This window comes from Pseudochelatococcus contaminans, from assembly GCF_014195635.1.
Classification (GTDB): domain Bacteria; phylum Pseudomonadota; class Alphaproteobacteria; order Rhizobiales; family Beijerinckiaceae; genus Pseudochelatococcus; species Pseudochelatococcus contaminans.
In genome coordinates this window covers 375,884-393,707 of sequence record NZ_JACICC010000003.1, presented here as the reverse complement: position 1 = coordinate 393,707, position 17,824 = coordinate 375,884, and the positions used below count along the sequence as shown (strand labels likewise).

Annotated in this window: 18 protein-coding genes, 1 tRNA gene and 1 pseudogene; 2 read left to right on the top strand and 18 right to left on the bottom strand. The window is 64.1% G+C overall.

Annotated elements, in window-relative coordinates; all coding sequences use genetic code 11:
- Positions 1-41: 41 nt before the first annotated feature.
- Positions 42-1,499 carry a protein adenylyltransferase SelO gene (locus FHS81_RS08300; protein WP_183751795.1) on the bottom strand — a complete coding sequence of 486 codons (1,458 nt, stop codon included), beginning with the start codon at positions 1,497-1,499 and terminating at the stop codon, positions 42-44.
- Positions 1,500-1,738: 239 nt separating this feature from the next.
- Here FHS81_RS08300 and FHS81_RS08295 point away from each other — a divergent pair, with 239 nt between their 5' ends.
- Positions 1,739-2,293 (top strand): cysteine hydrolase family protein, encoded by a 555-nt coding sequence (locus tag FHS81_RS08295; protein ID WP_183751793.1) that lies wholly within the window; start codon positions 1,739-1,741, stop codon positions 2,291-2,293.
- A gap of 89 nt (positions 2,294-2,382) precedes the next feature.
- On the opposite strand, the gene FHS81_RS08290 is transcribed toward FHS81_RS08295, so the two are convergent.
- The 3 genes from FHS81_RS08290 to FHS81_RS08280 form a co-directional block, all read right to left on the bottom strand.
- Positions 2,383-3,198: a MetQ/NlpA family ABC transporter substrate-binding protein gene (locus FHS81_RS08290; protein ID WP_183751791.1), complete on the bottom strand. Its 816-nt coding sequence runs from the start codon at positions 3,196-3,198 to the stop codon at positions 2,383-2,385.
- 113 nt (positions 3,199-3,311) lie between these two features.
- Entirely contained in the window at positions 3,312-3,980 is a 669-nt protein-coding gene (locus FHS81_RS08285) for a methionine ABC transporter permease (protein ID WP_183751789.1), read from the bottom strand.
- 8 nt (positions 3,981-3,988) lie between these two features.
- Positions 3,989-5,023, bottom strand: a complete 1,035-nt coding sequence (locus tag FHS81_RS08280; RefSeq protein WP_183751787.1) for a methionine ABC transporter ATP-binding protein — start codon at positions 5,021-5,023, stop codon at positions 3,989-3,991.
- A 507-nt stretch (positions 5,024-5,530) separates the two neighbouring features.
- Here FHS81_RS08280 and FHS81_RS08275 point away from each other — a divergent pair.
- The gene (locus FHS81_RS08275) at positions 5,531-5,998 is read left to right on the top strand and encodes a hypothetical protein (protein ID WP_210281593.1); all 468 of its coding nucleotides are present in this window, start codon (positions 5,531-5,533) and stop codon (positions 5,996-5,998) included.
- 80 nt (positions 5,999-6,078) lie between these two features.
- Here FHS81_RS08275 and FHS81_RS08270 read toward each other — a convergent pair.
- The 14 genes and pseudogenes from FHS81_RS08270 to FHS81_RS08205 all read right to left on the bottom strand — a co-directional run bounded on the left by FHS81_RS08270 (position 6,079) and on the right by FHS81_RS08205 (position 17,824).
- Positions 6,079-6,163 (bottom strand) — tRNA-Leu (locus FHS81_RS08270).
- A gap of 139 nt (positions 6,164-6,302) precedes the next feature.
- Complete coding sequence (locus FHS81_RS08265; RefSeq protein WP_183751783.1) at positions 6,303-6,731, bottom strand: SufE family protein; 429 nt, start codon at positions 6,729-6,731, stop codon at positions 6,303-6,305.
- A 149-nt stretch (positions 6,732-6,880) separates the two neighbouring features.
- A complete protein-coding gene (locus tag FHS81_RS08260) occupies positions 6,881-7,528 on the bottom strand; it encodes a lysozyme (RefSeq protein WP_183751781.1) in 648 nt (215 codons plus the stop codon).
- Between the two features lie 113 nt (positions 7,529-7,641).
- Positions 7,642-7,875: a hypothetical protein gene (locus FHS81_RS08255; RefSeq protein ID WP_183751779.1), complete on the bottom strand. Its 234-nt coding sequence runs from the start codon at positions 7,873-7,875 to the stop codon at positions 7,642-7,644.
- 11 nt (positions 7,876-7,886) lie between these two features.
- Positions 7,887-9,536 carry a gp53-like domain-containing protein gene (locus tag FHS81_RS19180; protein WP_281374434.1) on the bottom strand — a complete coding sequence of 550 codons (1,650 nt, stop codon included), beginning with the start codon at positions 9,534-9,536 and terminating at the stop codon, positions 7,887-7,889.
- Positions 9,529-9,966, bottom strand: coding sequence for a hypothetical protein (locus tag FHS81_RS08245; RefSeq protein ID WP_183751777.1), 438 nt, complete (start codon positions 9,964-9,966; stop codon positions 9,529-9,531). The genes FHS81_RS19180 and FHS81_RS08245 overlap by 8 nt, the downstream gene beginning before the upstream one ends.
- A 12-nt stretch (positions 9,967-9,978) precedes the next feature.
- The gene (locus tag FHS81_RS08240) at positions 9,979-10,956 is read right to left on the bottom strand and encodes a DUF2793 domain-containing protein (RefSeq protein ID WP_183751775.1); all 978 of its coding nucleotides are present in this window, start codon (positions 10,954-10,956) and stop codon (positions 9,979-9,981) included.
- Between the two features lie 43 nt (positions 10,957-10,999).
- Positions 11,000-14,860 carry a baseplate multidomain protein megatron gene (locus tag FHS81_RS08235; protein WP_183751773.1) on the bottom strand — a complete coding sequence of 1,287 codons (3,861 nt, stop codon included), beginning with the start codon at positions 14,858-14,860 and terminating at the stop codon, positions 11,000-11,002.
- Positions 14,861-14,871: 11 nt separating this feature from the next.
- The gene (locus FHS81_RS08230) at positions 14,872-15,318 is read right to left on the bottom strand and encodes a C40 family peptidase (RefSeq protein WP_183751771.1); all 447 of its coding nucleotides are present in this window, start codon (positions 15,316-15,318) and stop codon (positions 14,872-14,874) included.
- Entirely contained in the window at positions 15,315-16,196 is an 882-nt protein-coding gene (locus tag FHS81_RS08225; RefSeq protein ID WP_183751769.1) for a DUF2163 domain-containing protein, read from the bottom strand. The genes FHS81_RS08230 and FHS81_RS08225 overlap by 4 nt, the downstream gene beginning before the upstream one ends.
- 10 nt (positions 16,197-16,206) lie before the next feature.
- On the bottom strand, positions 16,207-16,842 hold the full coding sequence (locus tag FHS81_RS08220) for a DUF2460 domain-containing protein (RefSeq protein WP_183751767.1): 636 nt from the start codon (positions 16,840-16,842) through the stop codon (positions 16,207-16,209).
- A 6-nt stretch (positions 16,843-16,848) separates the two neighbouring features.
- Positions 16,849-17,034, bottom strand: a pseudogene (locus FHS81_RS08215) (phage tail assembly chaperone); the annotation flags it as partial.
- A 41-nt stretch (positions 17,035-17,075) separates the two neighbouring features.
- Positions 17,076-17,405 carry a gene transfer agent family protein gene (locus tag FHS81_RS08210; protein ID WP_183751763.1) on the bottom strand — a complete coding sequence of 110 codons (330 nt, stop codon included), beginning with the start codon at positions 17,403-17,405 and terminating at the stop codon, positions 17,076-17,078.
- A gap of 8 nt (positions 17,406-17,413) precedes the next feature.
- Positions 17,414-17,824, bottom strand: coding sequence for a phage major tail protein, TP901-1 family (locus FHS81_RS08205; protein ID WP_183751761.1), 411 nt, complete (start codon positions 17,822-17,824; stop codon positions 17,414-17,416).

Below are 17,824 nucleotides of genomic sequence, written 5' to 3'. Positions count from 1 at the left end.
CGCCACGTCACAGCGATAGCCTCGGGCCGGCACAATTGGTTTTACGTTCCGCAGAAAGTGGCGGGCACAACTTGATCGGGCATCGGCGCAAGGGCGTATCGGGCATGTTCGGCGCGCTCCTCATAAGGCTCCGCGAGCACGTCATGCAACGCACGAACTGGCCCCAAATCGCCGTCATAGGCTGCGGCTATCACCTCCTCGACCAGGTGATTGCGCGGAATATAGAGCGGATTGATACGCTTCATGGCGCTTCGCGCGGCTGCGTCTCCTGTCCGCTCCCCGGCCAGCCGCCCGCGCCAGCGCGCAATCCATGGTTCAAGCGCAATCGGCAGGGGCATCTCATCCGGCGATCTGTCGGGAGCGAGCACATTACTTAGCTGTCGAAATGTCAGCGTGTAATCGAGACCATTGTCCCGCATCGCGACCAGCAGATCACGCACCAGCGAAAGATCGTCAGGCTGCGCCGTTTCAAGCGCCAGTTTGCGGCGCATTTCGGCCAGCCATGCCGCTTCATACTGATCCGGGAAAACATCCAGCGCCCCCTGCGCCTCACCCGCAGCGGCTTCAGCATCCTCTGCCATCAATGGCATGATGGCCTGTGCAAGACGCGCCAGATTCCAATAGACGATGTTGGGCTGGTTTCCATAAGCATAGCGCCCCTGCGCATCGATGGAGCTGAAAACCGTGCCCCAATCGAATACATCCATGAAAGCACACGGCCCATAGTCGAGCGTCTCGCCGGATATAGAGGTATTATCGGTGTTCATGACACCATGGATGAAACCGATACTCATCCATCCGGCAACAAGCCGCGCCTGCCGGCGAATAACCGCCTCCAGAAACAATCTATATTTTTCAGGCCCGTCACCGATTTCAGGATAAAGCCTCGCAATGGCATAGTCGGCCAGCAGACGGAGCGCATCGAGATTGTCCGCCGCGGCGAAGTACTGGAACGTCCCGACCCGCAGATGGCTTTCGGCCACCCTGACCAGCGCAGCGCCCGGCAGCAGCGTCTCGCGCATGATCTCATCGCCTGTCGAGATTGCGGCCAGAGCGCGCGTCGTGGGAATGCCCAGCCGCGCCATGGCTTCGCTGACGACGAACTCGCGCAGCACGGGACCGAGCGCCGCGCGGCCGTCGCCCCTGCGCGAAAATCGCGTCGGCCCAGAGCCTTTCAGATGAAGGTCGCGGCGCACACCATTCACATCCACGACCTCGCCAAGAAGCAGCGCACGCCCATCGCCAAGCCGCGGCACCCAGCCGCCGAACTGGTGCCCCGCATAAACCATCGCAACCGGGTCGGCGCCGTCCGGCAGCGCATTGCCGCCAAGCATTGCGGCCAGATCATCGGGAGATTGCCCTTCGTGATCCAGCCCCAGTTCATCCGCGAGCGGCGCGTTGAACAGCACCAGTTCAGGCTTTTGCATGCGCATGGGCTGATGGCGGGCGAAAAACGGCTCCGGCAGCCGGGCGTAACTGTTATCGAAGACCAATGCCATGCCAACCTCTATACCGTTCGCCGAGAGACCGCGCTCTTCCCACTCCCGAACACCTTGCCTTCAGGCACTTTGTGCCCAAAACGCAAACCGATCTATATCTTGATATAGGGCCATGAGCGGCATGGAAAAGCCCCGATACATCAGGTTATGATCAGCCGACCTACCAGACGGGGGTCTCATGCAACGCCAGCGCGCCAGAGTCAGGGCGCGGCATGCGATAATTCGACAGGGAGAATGATATGAGCAAACGCGCACTGATAGTCATCGATTTGCAGAACGACTACTTCTCCGGCGGCAAGTTTGAGCTCGAAAACATCGAGGCAGCGGCCGATAATGCCGCGCATCTGCTTGATGCCGCACGTCAAAGCGGAGATCTTGTCGTGCATGTCCGGCATGAGTTTGCGTCCGCAGACGCCCCGTTCTTCGCGCCGGGCTCTGATGGCGCGGCCATTCATCCGTCCGTCCAACCGCGCGATGGCGAGGCGGTGGTTCTCAAGAATGCCGTCAATGCTTTCAAGGGAACGGATTTGAAGGCCATTCTCGACGATAACGGCATTACGGATGTGACCATTGCCGGGGCCATGAGCCATATGTGCGTCGAGGGCGCAACGCGCGCGGCTGCGGACTATGGCTATCCCGTCACCGTCATCCACGATGCGGTTGCGACGCGTGCGCTTGAGTTCAACGGTGAGGTTATCCCGGCCGCCCAGGTGCATGCCGCTGCAATGGCGGCGCTGGGGTTCGCTTATGCGACACTGCAAGCCACCGATGAGTATCTTGAAAACAAAGTATAAAACAATGCTGGAAACCACCGAGCGGGTTTCGGTGGTTTCCAGTCAAACTTGGCCTGCATGCGGGTCAGACCCGCGTGCAAGCGCCAGCATCAGTCATTAACCGGGAGAACGGCGCCCTTGTACTTTTCCAGGATGAAGTCGTGAACGGGCTTCGACTGGAGGACTTCGACCAATTTCTTGATCTCAGGCTTTTCAGCATTCGCCTGACGCACGACGATCAGGTTTGCATAAGGATTGTTCTCGCCGCTTTCGACAGCGATCGGATCCTTCACCGGATCAAGCTTCGCGTCCAACGCGTAATTGGCGTTGATGACGACCGCATCGGCTTCGTCATTCTCATACACCTTCGGCAGCAGGCCGGCTTCGACATTGGCCTGGAACTTCAGGTTTTTCGGGTTCTCGACGATATCGGTGATGCGGGCGGTAATCGGCGTCAGTCCCTCGCGCAGCTTGATGACGCCCTCACGCTCGAAAATCGAGAGAATACGGCCTTCCTCGGCAACCGCATCGCGCAGAATCACAGTGCCGTTCTCAGGCAGATCCTTGAGGCTCTTGACGCGCTTGGAATAAATACCGATCGGCTCGATATGGATGGCGCCGGCGCTGACGAAATCATAAGTCGGATCGCCCTTGTGATCTGCCAGTACCGAGTTGAGATAAGGCGTGTGCTGGAAGTAATTGGCGTCGATCTCGCCAGAGGCCAACGCGGTGTTCGGCAGGATGTAGTCCTGGAACGGTACGATTTCCAGCGTAATGCCCTGCTCGGCCAGAATAGGCTTGGCCTGTTCAAGAATTTCGGCGTGGGGTACATACGATGCCCCGACCGTCAGCTTGGTTTGGGCAAATGCCGGAGCAGCAAACGTTATAGCGCCGAGCACGGCTGCGGAAACAAGAGCTTTGATCATAGCGGCTTCCTTCAGTTGAATGAACGATAATCCACGAAATCCCAATCTATTCGGGAAATTTTTACGACGCCTCTTCTGCAAGCAAACCAGCATTCACTTTGCTTGAAGATAATTCAGCGCTTATCGAGCCTCCGCGTCACGGCATCACCAACGAACTGGATGATGAAAACGATGACCAGAACCATCGCCGTCGCTACCAGCGTGACATCGGCATTGTTGCGCTGGAAACCCTCCAGATAGGCGAGATGCCCAAGGCCACCGGCGCCGATGACACCGGCCATGGCCGTGAAGCCGACGAGCGAAATCAGCGTCACCGTCAGACCGGCTGCAAGCGCAGGTGAGGACTCGGGGATAAGCACCTTGAAGACGGTGGTAAAAATGCCGCCTCCCATGGCGCGTGTCGCCTCCAGCACGCCTCTGTCGACATCGCGAAAGGCAATCTCCACCAGCCGGGCGTAGAACGGTGCCGCACCGACGATAAGCGCAGGCAGCGCAGCATTAACGCCCAAAATCCGCCCGACGAGCAGTTTGGTGAACGGTATGAGCAACACGATCAGGATGATGAAGGGGATGGACCGGAAGACGTTGCTGAACATGGACAGCAGGCCATAAACGAAACGATTGGCCAGCAACTGCCCCGGCCCGGTGAGAAACAGCAGCGCGCCCAGAATCAGGCCGAGAATGAACGTCGCCGCACCGGCGAGCGCCGTCATATAGATGGTGTCATAGGTCGCCTGGAGCAGCGAATCGAGCCGGACGTGAGGAAAGAGCGCTTCGAGCATGGTTTTCCTTATCCGCGCCGCACGATTTCGGCAGCGATATCGCGCTCGGCGAGCCACGCAAGAACCTCGACTAGCTCCTGCCCCTTGGCCGGCACCTCGACATAAAGTTCCCCTGAAGCGCCCTCACGCGTAAAGGACAAATGTCCATGCACGATATCGAGAGACAGATTGAACCGCCGCGCCACATCGGCCAGCACGAGATCGCGCGCGCCAGCCCCCGAAGCCACAAGCCTGACGAGCGCGCCAGAACCGATGTCGACCGCGTAAGGATCAAACCCCTCGTCCAGTTCCTGCGCCTCGGCATCTTCGGTCAACTGACGCAGAAAACGGCGCGTGACTGGCTGTTTCGCGTTGGCCTGAAGCTCCGCCACGGTCCCCTGCTCCACGATCCGGCCAGCTTCCATCACCGCCACGACGTCGCAGATGCGGCGTACCACGTGCATTTCATGCGTAATCAGCACGATGGTAAGATTAAAACGCCGGTTGATGCTCAGCAGCAGATCGAGGATGGAATCGGTGGTTTCAGGATCGAGCGCAGATGTCGCTTCATCGCACAGCAGCACATCGGGGCGGTTCGCCAACGCGCGCGCGATGCCGACGCGTTGCTTCTGGCCGCCACTGAGCTGGGAGGGATAGGCCCCACCCCGCCCTTCCAGGCCGACGAGACGGATCAATTCCGCAACGCGCGCCGGGATGGCGCTTTTGTCGACCCCGGCGATTTCCAGCGCGAAGGCTATGTTGCCCGCCACGGTACGCGACCATAGCAGGTTGAAATGCTGAAAGATCATGCCGATCTTGGGACGCGCCCGCGCCAGTTGCGCCTCGGATGCCACGGAAAGGTCGAGATCGCCGACGATCACAGAACCGCTGTCAGGACGCTCAAGACCGTTCAACAAGCGTATGAGCGTGCTTTTACCGGCGCCGCTATAGCCTATGATGCCGAAAATCTGCCCACGCTCGACAGTCAGCGTGACATCATCAAGCGCTGTGATCGCTCCGGATGACGTCGAGAACAGCTTTTTGGCATGACTTAGGGTAATCAAGATCGGACGTCCATTCAGCAATGCGCTGACAAAAATATCTTATTACAAAAAAGCTATCATTCCCCGTATTGGAATGTCAATAAACATAAATCCCGTTTCAACGCGGAAATTGAGATTGTATATAGCGGAAAATTGCGTTTTTCTCCGGCCATATCAAGGCTGACAACCTGATCACAGATTGCCGGCTCATGAGTGACACGATGACCAGGGAAACATGTCCCGCAAACAGCGAACCTTCGATATTCAAATCTGCAAGAATCAGGTGAGCAAGAAATTGATATCGAGCGCTTTCTTCAGCTAAACAAGCATTCAGCCCATATTAAAGAAAACGCTTCGATTTTTGTCGGCGTTTCGCTGGCAAGAACGGAGAATCCAGAGCAGTTTGCGTTCAAGTCGCCACTTCGAATTAAACGCAGGTTATCATCAACGGTAGAAACGAAAACGCCGCATGCGTGGCTTCCCGACCGTATCAACCCGTCAAATTGCGAGGTTTCAGAAAACAGTACGATGGATATATTGCAGAAAATTTCTTTGGCAACCGGGGAAATTACCGTCATTTCCCGTGATACCGTCTCAGATAAATCCATCGACATCTGCGCGGAATTGCTCGACGGCGTTCTTCTGGGGAGCGTACTCCCGGTTCCGGGAGCGGGCGAGTACGTCATCGACGGCTCGCATTACCGGGATGATTTGAAGGTCACGCTCTGGTTCGGCAACACGACGCGCCGCATGCCGATTCTGACCGCGGGCGTGGCACGTGGCCCAACCTCGGGACTGGCCCTGTGGCGTGAAATGCACCGCAGCGCAAGCACGCCGCTGGCAACGCAAGCCACCCTGCCGCCGAAGGAACCATGGCTTGCAAATCGCCCGGAACCCGGCCTGCGCGAACACCCCGAATCCGCGTCATGGACAGGAGAATGGCTACACTGCCTTGGCTGGACATGGATGGAGTACGGCAGAGATCGTCTGCCGTGATCGCACTATCTGATTTTTAGGATGATGCCGTATGGCTTTGCTTTGTCATTCATCCTCCCCTTAGGGATAATCAGGATGAATGGTGCCCAAGAGAGGACTCGAACCTCCACGACTTGCGTCACTGGTACCTGAAACCAGCGCGTCTACCAATTCCGCCACCTGGGCTCGCCGTCAAGCGAGGATGTCTATCTACGAAACCGCTCTCGGACTGTCAACGGGGCTTGGTGAAATCTTTTGCCGCATACCCGAACCCTGTGGATAATTTCACACCGTCGGGTGGGCGAAAGATAGCGCGGCCTCCGTTTCAGCCCGCTGCCGCTACACGCGCATCCGCCTTGATCCGGTCCACCATGGATCGCAGTCCGTTGGAGCGTTGCGGCGTCAGGTGCGCGCCAAGGCCGAGGCGATCGAAGATGGGCAAGGCATCGGTCTGGAGAATATCCCTCGCTGGGCGGCCGGAATAGATCGCGAATGCAAGCGCGATAAGCCCGCGCACGATATGGGCATCGCTGTCACCGCGAAAGATCAGCCGCGGCGCGCCCTCAGGCTCGTTCTCGACTTTCGCGTCGAGCCAAACCTGACTGGCGCAGCCGTGGACCTTGTTGCGGTCGGTATGCGCATCTTCCGGCAGCGGTTCCAGCATTCGGCCCAGTTCGATCAGGTAGCGATACCTGTCGTCCCAGTCGTCGAGAAAGGCGAAATTATCGAGTATTTCCTCAAGGGACGGCTGCATGAACCTGACTCACCCGGCATATCTGTCTGTGGCACCATCTGCCGCGCCAATATGGTGATACGGGGGCGACAATCAACGACACCCGGGATATTGAAGATTATCGCCACGTCAAGAGCGCCCCCGCATATCATGACTTTACCGCAACGGCTCTATTGCGTGTCGAATCGCGCTTTCACCCACAGCAGCGCGCTCGCACCGTAGGACAAGACAAGCAGGGCGCCGAACATCCACTGCAATGGCCCCGGCTCACTGGCAGCAGCGGCGATTGCGGACAGCAAACCGGCGGTGACAGCAGCCGACTCCCCCGTAATCACGGGCGCTGCCGGTAGCGAGGCCGGGACCGGCGCCGATGCGACGAAAGCATTCGTCGCCCACAGACCAGCTTCCGCCGCCCGGCGGTTAACCAGCCCCTGCACTCGTTTTCCGCCGGCGTGCACCCAGCGCGCCAGTTGCGCGGGCACCGCATCGTAGTCGCCCGCATTGAGCTTTTTCACCAGTGTAGAACGCACGAAAGCCCCTGCCCCGATATTGAACGCCAGCGACACCAGCGCGCCGAACTGGTTGTCGGAGAGCGGCACTTTCACGGCTCCGTCGACCGCAAGTTCGAAGCGTGCCACGTCAGCAACGAGGAGACTTTCGGCCTCCGCCGCTGTAATCGTCCTGCCTCGATAGACATCCCGTCCTGTGTGGCCATAGCCGATAGTCCAGACCCCTCCGCTGTCCTGATACGCGGCGAGGCGCAAGCCCTCCCATTGCTTCAGCTTCTCAAGGCAGTAGCCGGTGATTTTCCGTGTCATGATGATCCCCAGGCAAAGAAAAAACGGGCATCCGAAAAAACCCGGTTTGAGCCGGGCAACAAAAAACCGCTGAACCAGGCAGCGGCGCTTATTTCAAATTACGGCGTACAGAGTTACGGCGCGTGCATCAGCCGATCTCCATCGAGGATCAAAGTCTGATCAGCCACCCAGCGCCGATGATCGTCATCCGAAATGGCAACCACGCCCTCGGGCATGGGCGGCCGCGGGTCGGCATGCCATGCAGCCAGAACCTTGGCCTTAGCGTTTAGAGGCAGCGGCGGCTTGTGAATGTCTGCGGCGTAAAAACCGGCCAGAGCGCCGTCAACGACATGAGCGTAAACATTCATCGCAATCTCCTTCAGTGGCCCACCGCTTGCCAGTCGATGCGAACTGTCGCGCTGGCCAGCCATGCTGAGGACTGGATGCTCCACACCTGCACCGCAAATCCGGTCGGTTTGGGCCACTCGCCTCCGGCCCTGAAATTATTGATGTTCAGCGCACCGGAGGCCGCATAGCCGTTCCATGCGACAGCCGACAGGGTATCGGTCGGGAAGGCTGCCGGATAATAAACGGCGACCTCGCCGGCGGCGCCCGTCGTCACCACTGACGTTCCCCATTGCAGGATGAGGCCGCCGGGCAGCTTCTGATAACCGCCCAGAGCTTTCGACGCTGTGAACACCGACGCAAGCCCGGCCGGCGTAATGGCCCGCGCCGTATCCGCCAGCGCCGCAACCTCGGCGGCGGTCGCCAGCTCTACAAGGCCGGTGCGCCCTTCCGTCGCCGTCCGCGATACGAGACCGGCTGGCGTTATGGCGCGAACACTGTCGGTGCCGCTCTGGGTTTCCGCATTGGTCGCCAGTTCCAGCAAGCCGGCACGATCAACGGTGGACTGGAACGGATACATCAACCGCCACCAGGTGCCGTCATAAACGGCAGGGTAGAGATTCCCGGCCGCGATGTCCCCGGCTCTCAGCACGCTGCCGTTGCTGTCGCGCATCGAAACCGCGCCAAGCCCATTGACGTTGAGGGTAACGGTGCCGGTATTCGCAACCGCCGCCATGAAGGCGACGCGCATTCCCGCCCCCAGTGTCGCCGGCGCGGGTGAGAGCGTGATCGTGATAGCGTTGGCGCTGCCGCTTGCGGCGGCGTATATCCACGACCCGGCTTGCACCGCAGATGCCACGCCGGCCGGATGCGTGGACAAGGCAGTCGCGGTGCCGGTTTTCGTCTGCTCGTCTGTGGCGAAAGTGATAGCGGCATCATCGCCTTTAGGCCCTTGTGGCCCCGCCGCGCCTACTGGCCCTTGCGGCCCTGCTGCGCCTTTTGGCCCCGTTGCCCCCGTTGGCCCGGCAGGCCCCTGCACACCCGGCTCGCCCTTCGGACCTTGCGGGCCGATCTCACCTTGCGGGCCTTGCAAACCCGCAGGACCGGGTGGCCCCTGGGCACCGGGATCGCCCTTGCCGAAGGATATCCCGTCAGACCACCCGGCAGCGCCTTCGCGGATGTAAAGCTGGCCGACATCGGAAGCGAGAAAGGCGAATCCGGCTGCCTCGCCATCATATAAAGGACGATCCACCAGCACGCCGACGACGTTGACGCTGAAGCTTTGCCCCGCGTCACCCCTCGGCCCTTGCGGCCCGGTCTCGCCTTGCGGGCCTTGCACCCCCGCAGGGCCAGACGGCCCCTGAGCACCGGGATCGCCCTTGCCGAAGGATATCCCGTCAGACCATCCGGCAGCGCCTTCGCGGATATAAAGCTGGCCGGCATCGCTGGCGAGGAGCGCGAACCCCGCAGCCTCCCCGTCATACAGATCGCGCGTGGCCAATGGCCCGGTCACATCGACATCGAAACTCGCGCCGCGTGGCCCCGGCTCGCCCTGACTGCCTTGTGGGCCGGGTGGACCAACAGGCCCTGCCGGCCCTTCCGGTCCAGCTTCCCCGCGCGGCCCCTGCGGCCCGGATATGAGCACCTCTACGGTCAGGATGCCGTCATTCTCCGGTTCAATCATGCGCCGGCCCTCCTGTCTCGCTGACAAATCCCTCACCGATGACATACCCGGCGAGCAGTGTTCGCCGCTCGCCATCCGGCATGTCGCGCATCAGCCAGTACGTGGCGGTTCTGCCTTCCGGCAGCGCCAGCGTTTCCTCCGGGGTTGCCCGCCAGGTTACGACGCCGCCAGGCCCGTCAAGCGTCAACCCGTTACCGGAACGGCGTTCCAGTTGGCCACCTGGCCAGTCGATCTCCAGCACGATGTCACTGCCGGAGAGGTCGAGAACCTCCTTCACCCCCGTTTGCGACAGCGTGCCGAAGCGCAAGGTGACGACGGCGCTGTCGCCGCGCCGGATGCAGAGATCGTGGCGCGACAATGGATCCTGGCGCGACAAGGGATCGTGACATGACGATGGCCGTGTCACGCAATGGTGTGTTTCATCGCTCATGACATCTCCGGATCAGTACCATGCATAAAAAATGCTGCCCGCCGCCGCGTCATAGACGCAGTCGATCGTGTTCGCGGCCCCGGCGGCAGTGCGGAACACCGGCACGGTGCCGGACCACGGTACGAAGACGGCATCGAGGGTCAGGCTGACTGCCGCCGTGTTGACGATGCGCAGCAAAAATCGCACTCCGTCCGCCAGATTGTCCGGCCTCGCCACCGTGCGCGCCCCGCTTGCCGAGACGCGGAAGCTGTCACCGGCAGCCGCGTCGATGGCGATGACGGGCGCGTCCGCCAGCGTCACCCACGGCCGGGGACTGACACCTTGCGGAAACGATACGGCCCCGGAAGTGGCATCGACATGCATGGCATCCCGCCACGCCAGACCGTCCGCAGACACCTTGATGCGGAAATCGTCATCGCCGATCAGGCCGGCCTCCGCCCGCGCCGTCCAGCCGCTCTGGAACAGCAGCGACAGAACGTTCGGCTCATCCTGCTTGTTGAACGTGTAGCGCAGATCGCCAGTGCCGCCTTGCGATGTTTCGGTCGCCGCCCACAGCGCCTTGCCGATCCGCGCCGAGAACGGGTTTTGCGCATCCGCCTCGGTGCCGATGCCCAGCAGCGTGACATGCTGCAACGCCCCGCCACCACCGCCGCCGCCCACGGCAACCCAGCCGCCCTCCGCCTTCACATAAAGCGTCGCCTCATCGCGCACGAAGGCACGCCAGCCCGATTGCGGCTCGAAGAAACGCCACACACCGTCCTGCCACGCCGCGACATGGCCGTCCTCACCAGCCCACGCGCCGCTCGCCCCCGCGCCGACGATGTAGCGATCCCCGTCCGCCGGACTGGCGGGTGGGGCGGCCAGATGTCGGTCAAGCACCTCCAGATGCAGCAGCGCGTCGAGCTTCTGCAGCGCCTCGTTATGGGTGACGTGTTTCTGCGCCTGCGCCGCCGCCAGCAACGGCAGGCGCAGTTTCGTCGTCTCACTCATGATGATTGTCCTTTCAGGGCGCTCCTTCAGCGCACTTGCAACTTCAGCGCACTTGCAATGTCGCGGTCGCGGCAGAGCCCCGCCCCACAACCGCGCTCATCTGGAAAACCGAAATCGTCAACAGGCTCTGCGGCGCACCGAAATCCGCCAGTTCCGCCGCCGCTTCATAGAGCATGGCCGCTGCCCCGCCGGTGAGCGTGCGCCGCACCGCACCTCCGGCGAGAATGTCGATCTCATATGCCTCGCGCTCTTCCGACAGCGGCACGTCCGCCAGCTCCCAGTTGTCGCCCCCGACGCGTGTGCGCCGAATGAACGACAGCACGACGCCCTCCGGCACTCGCCGCGCCCGCAGATGCACCGGCGCGAACGGCTTCAGCGCCTCGCCCGTTGCGGCAGCGGTGAGGTTCACCACCATCGGCCCCGCATGGTCGCTCGACGCCGGGCCGACACGATAGAGCCACGGCCTGCCGATATCGGCGACATCCGTGGTCAGCGGCACCAGCGCGCTGTCCAGCACCACGACCCGCGCCCCTGCCGCGACATGCCGCGCCGCCTCCGGTTCGGAACCGCCAAGCCCGCGCAGCAGGCGCGACAACCGCACCACGCCATCCGCCACCAGTTCCGCACGGCCTGCGCCCAGCACCTCGTGGCGACCGTCCGACCCGGCGACGGCGATGACATTGCCGCCAGCCAGCAGCGCTGCATCGTCGATGCTGGCGAGCAGCCCGCCCCGCAGCCGCACATCGACACTGTTGCCATCGTCGAACCGCCACAGCGGCCCCGGCCCCAGATCGGTCAGCGTCTCTCCGGTGATCGCCGGCAGTTCCGCCACCGCATGCAGCGCGAAGCCCGCCCCGTCGCCGGAGCGCCAGATGGCCTCCCGCGATGGCCACGGATCGGCGAACACCGCCAGCGCCTGCAACACCGGCGGCGATCCCGTGGCGACAGGCAGGTCCAGCACGGTCACGTCAGGCGGCCCCGGCAGCGCCGGCACGGACGGTCTGTGCCGCGGTAGATGCGGCACCGCGCCCCGCTCCAGCGATGGGGCGACGGCAAAAGCCTCCACCTGCCGCACAGCCCCGTCTGCGATGCGCGACACCCGGAATGGCCGCGTCCCGCCATCCACCGGCAAGGCGATGACATCTCCCGGCTCCAGCGCGGCGTGGCGGGGCGACAGGGCGAACGTCGCCGTCTCGCGCCCCACCCAGACAGCCTGCAAACCGATATCCGCCAGGTGCTGCGCCAGTCCCGGTCGCATCACGGCAGCAAGGTCGCGCCCTTCCGTGCGGCGGCTTCCCACCGCCAGCCGCCGCGACAACGCCGCCGACCGGCGATAGTCGCGGTCGCCATCGGTATAGCCCAGCCTGATCTCGCAAGGCAGATCCGTCTCCTGCGCCCGCCGCAGGGCGATGCCCGCCCCGTCGCGATCCGGCACGATCTCCCCCTCCGTCAGCGCCGCGACCGGCGGCCCGGCGTTATGCCGGAACCGCACCCGCCCGCCGCTTGCCACAGCATGGAAGCCGAAGGCCGCCGCCAGCGGTTCGAGCACGGCCCGCGCCGACATCGGTCGGTCGATGACATAGCCGTCAAGCTCCCCGTCGAGCGTCACCTGCGCCCCGCCCAGTTCCCAATCGGCGAGTACGATTTCCACCAGCCCCTGCAACGTCAGCCCGTCGAGCCGGCCGGTCAGCCAGTGTCCCGTTTCCCAGTTCTCGCCGTCGCGCCAGACATCGGTGAGCGCGGGAAACGCCGGATAGGGCCGTGCGTCCCAAGTCCAGACGTAAAGCCGGCTGGCGTCCACCATCGGCAGCCCGTCGAGCGGCGACATCGGATTGGCAGGGGTAACGCCGGAACCGTAAGCACCGATGATCGCCTGCAAGCCACGCGTCTGGATGAGGTCATCCCGCGTGCCGCGTGAGAACGGCGGCCGTGCCGATTCCGATGATTTGGGGTCCGGAAACACGTTGGGGCCATTGGTTCCCCGGTCCACCGCCGGGATGCCGATTTCCGTCAGCCAGATGTGTTTCGAGCCCGGCGACCACGCCGTCGCGCCCACTTCGACACCCCCGGCCCGTTCGACGTGCGGATGGCTCCACCACCCGGCGAGATCCTTCTGACGGAACATCCACGGCTTGCCATATGCCCCATCCGCAATCGGCGCCCGCACCTGGGCGACACGCGCCGCCGCATCCGGGTAATACCAGTCGTATCCCTCGCCGGCGGTCACGCGCCGTGTCAGATAATCGAGATCGTAAACGGATGCCGCCTCCCGCGCGTCGGCATGGCCGTCGCCGTCGCGCCAGTCGGACAGCGGCGGATAAAAGTCGATGCCCACGGCGTCAATGGCCGGGTCGGCCCACAACGGGTCCAGCGGGAAGCGCACCTCTGCCCCGCCGTCGCGCACATGCGCGCCATACTCCGTCCAGTCCGCGGCATAGGTAATGCGTATTCCGCCGCCGACGATGGCGCGCACCTCCCCGGCCAGCGCCTGCAATTCGGCCACCGCCGGATACACCCCTGCCCCGGAGCGCACGCGCGTCAGCCCTACCATCTCGGAGCCGATGACGAACGCGTCCACCCCGCCCGCCTCCATCGCAAGGGCAGCGTAGTGGCGCACCAGCCGCCGCAACCCCCAGCCATTCGCCGGCCCGAACAGCCGCGCCACCTGCGCAGCGGCAGCCGCCGTGCCATCCACGGTTCCGGCCCGGTCCGGCGCGGGATCGCAGGTAATGCGCCCGCGCCATGGATACGGCGGTTGGCCCCGTCCGCCCGTGTAGGGATCGGTCAGGGCATTGCCGGGCGGCACGTCCATCATCACGAACGGATACAGCATCACCTGCCAGCCGCGCCGCTTCGCCTCGCGGATCAGCGCAATGACTGACGCATCGGAAGGCGTTCCGCCATAAGCGGGCGCACCGTTCAGGCGGCTGACCTCCTTCACCTGCCAACGCCGCAAGCCGGCCACTGTCCAGAAGCTGCCGGTGGTATTCTTGAGGTTGTACTCCACGCGCGGCGCGACGGTGCAGTTCCCGGCCCGCAGATCATCCCCGAACCAGCTCGCGACGATGGAGACGCGCTCCAGATTGGGGCACACCACCGCAAGCGCATCCAGCGAGGCCACCACATCCGCGACGCCGCCCTGCTGGTGCATGTTCTCCATGCGCGACACACCGGGCTCGACGATCCGCACCACGGCGGCGGTTTCATAGGCGAACTCCGACGCCCCCGGAATGATCTGGATCGCCCGGATCTGCCCGCCCAGCCCGTCGAGCGGGCGCACCACCTCGAACGAGAACTGCGGCACCCGGTTGCCGAACGCCGCCAGCGGCAGCCGCTCGAACACCACATAGGCAAGGCCGCGATAGGCGGGCGCGTTGTCCGCCCCCTCCTTGGCGATGATGAGCGGGTCCGGCGGCTGATCCTCCGTGCCACCGTAGACGCGATAGCCGATTTCGGGCTCCAGCTCCTTGCCGTCCGCCCACACGCGGCGCACCTGCCCGATCGGCCCTTCGCACAGCCCAACGGCAAGATTGGCGTAATAGCTGTAGGTTGTGGTGACGCTGGCCTTGCCGCGCATCGCGCCCTTGCCGCCGCTGGCTGGCGAGCGGCTCACGTCATGCGTCGCTTCCTCCTGAAACCGCGTCGCCCAGATGAGCTGCCCGCCGATCCGCGCCCGTCCGTAGACGCGCGGCACCGGCGCGCCTTCCGTCGAGGTCAACCCGTCCATGTCGGCCAGGCGCGGCCCCTCGGTGTGTTTCGTCCCGCCGCTGCCGGAAGACAGCAGCGAGGTGTCGATCATCGCCCCCGCGATACCGCCGAGCGCCCGCCCGGCGATGGCCCCGGCAGGCCCGCCGATCAGCCCGCCGACGGCAGCGCCCGCCACCTGAAGCACCAGAGTCGCCATGGCGCATCCCTTCAATCGTCAATGACACCGGGAAACGCGAACGCATACGCAAGATGCCGCCGCCACCAGTCCGAGAGCGGCACCTCGCAGACGCACCCGCCGTCGTGCGCATGGATCATCGACACCGCCGCATCCTCCCCCGCGGCGATGGCAAGATGCTTGGCCGGCACATGCACCCGCCAGCGGAACAGCAGCACATCGCCGGCCCTGATCCGCCCCTCCGGCACGGGCACGAGATGGCGCAGCGCCGCATCGCGCAGCGTTTCGACCCCGCCCGCCTCGGCCCAGTCCGGCGTATAGGGCGGCGGCATTTCCGGCGGCTGGCCATAGAGCGCCTGCCACACGCCGCGCACCAGCCCGAGGCAGTCGCAGCCCACGCCCTTCAGCATCGCCTGATGGATGTAGGGCGTGCCTATCCAGCCGCGCGCCTCTTCCACGATCCGCATACGCGTCGTCATCGGAAGAGGCTCCCGCCGTCGAACCCCGGCTCGCCCTGCAACGGATAGCGGATGACGAAGTCGTTGCCCGGCATATGCGGAAAACCGCGAAAATTGACGGCATTGCCGAATTTCGCCCGGCAGGTGGCGAAGCTCCTGTCGCACCCTGCCGTAACATGGAACGCATCCCCAACGGCGATGGGCCGCGCCGTCGCCACCCACAGTTGCAGCGACGATCCGATATGCGCCCGCACCTCGATCACCGCCCCCGCGTTGCCGCCGCTGGCGAAGCGCAACGCGCCGCCGGTGAACCAGCCATCCGCGAAACCGGCGAGCACGGGGCTGGACAATCCCAATGCTCCGTCCACCGCCGTCACGGTCCCGGCGGCATGCAGGTGCGGTGCATCCAGCGCCACCCGGCAGCGCGCATCGCCAAGCGTGGCGGCGCAATCCGCGCGGTAGACGCGCCCGCGCTCCTCGTCATAGCGATGCATCACACCGCGCAGCTCTGCCGTGAAGGCATGTTCCGTGCGCCGGATCTCGCCGATGGAAGCCACGTCGAGCAACACCCGCTCGGCAACGTCGCTCCAGTTGACGAGCCATGTTTCGACGGTCGCGTCGTCATAGGCCCCGGCCGCGACATCGGCCTCCGCGATGCTGGCGGCGGAGAGCACGCCCGCCACCTCCCCGCCGCCAACGGCAAAGCCGAGTTCCGCGCTCGCCTCCGCCGCCTCCAGCCCGGAGCGGGCACGGAAAGTGACTCCCGCGAACGTCAGGTCTCGGTCGTGATCGGTAAATCCCGCCACCACGCCGTCGCGGCGCAGCAGCTTCCAGCAGCGGGCAAGCGTCGTGACGCCCTCGCCCAGATGCGTAGCGAGGTTTTCAGGAATATCGCGCATGGCATATCCTTCAATCGATGATTTCGACGAGCGGAATGGCGGGGATGACCCCGGCGGCAAAGGCCGCAAGGTCAATGTCGAGCGCGTCGGTATCGAACCGCACCGGCACGTCGAAGCTGAAACCGGCGGTCACATCCGCCCCCGGCGGTGGCGCTGCGGCCAGCGTGACCAGCCCGGTTGCGGCGTCCACGCTCACCGCGGCGGGCGGCAGCGGCGCACCGGCAACCGCCACGACCACGCTGCCGGCCACCGGCTTGCCGATCCGCCGCACATAGGGCGAAAAGTGCGTCCCATAGCGCTTCACCAGTTGGAACGTCCGCGCCGCGCCGTCGCCATGCGCCAGCCATTGATCGCCCGCGCCGAGTTGTTGCTGCGGCGCGCACGAGCGCCCGTCCAGCCGGTCGTGCCAGCGGAAGCCGAACAATCTGCCGCGCCGTTCCTCGAAGAAGGCCAGCACCGCGTGCAGCGCATCGAGCGTCTTGACGCCGTATCCGGCATTGTAGCGCCGCCGCGAGCGGCCCCAGCGCGCGTTGCGATGCTCAGCGCCGGAGCCGAGCGTGACGACATCCGTGCGCCATTCCGGCCCGCCGGTCGCACCGAGCGCGACATCGAGCGGAAAACGCACGTCATGAAAATCGGCGGGCATAGCTTCTCATTCCTCATCCTGCTCATCATCGGGGAAGGCGCGCATCAGCAGCGCAAGCCCATCGGCGCCGAGCGCCGCGACGGGCGTCCCGTAGACGGCAAGCGCCGCCGCCGCGAGTTCGCGCGCGGTCATGCCCCAGAACTGGCGCGGGGAAAGCCGCAGAACACCAAAGCCAAGACGCATGGCCTCATCCCAGGGGAAGGGCCGCGCCCCGGCTTGTGCGCATCCGGCGTCTACGGCTTGCGAGGGTCCGGCGTCGCGCCCGGTTCCCCGAAAGTGGCGGCAAGCAGTTCCGCCACCGCGCGGGCATAGTCCGGCAGCGCCGCCGCCACGGGCAGCGCTGCAACGTCGACATCCTCCCCCGCGCCGTGAAGCCCGGCTTGCAGGATGCGCACGATGTCGCGCGCAGAGAGCCTGCCCGCCGCCAGCCGCTCGCCAAGCGCCGCGAGGTCCGCGACGCCGAAAGCGTCTTCCAGCTCCGCCAGCGCACCGAGCGTCAGCACCAGCCTGCATGTTCTGCCGTCGAGTTCGGCGGCGATCTCGCCGCGTCTACGATTGACCATGATCCGCCTCATATCGCCGTAAACGTCAGTTGCCCGGCGGATTCCAGCGACAGGTCGAACGTCACTTCGCCAGCGTGATCGCCGCGATATTCAAGCGTCGTCACCTGAAACGGCCCCTCGACCCTGCCGAAATCCGGCATGATCACCTGCCATGTCAGGATCGCGCCATCGAAGAAGCTCTGCCGCACCAGTTCATCCGAGGTTTCATCTTTGAACACGCCGGAGCCCGTCACCCCCGCGCGTCGCACCCCTGCCCCGGCCAGCAGCTCCCGCCACCGCCCGGCCGATTCTGCGTGCGTCACATCCACGGTTTCGGCGTTGAACGCGATCTGCCGGGCGCGCAGGCCCGCCACGGTCACGAACGCCCCCGTTCCCTGCCGCACCTTCAGCAGCAGGTCTTTGCCTTTCTGGGCTCCCAT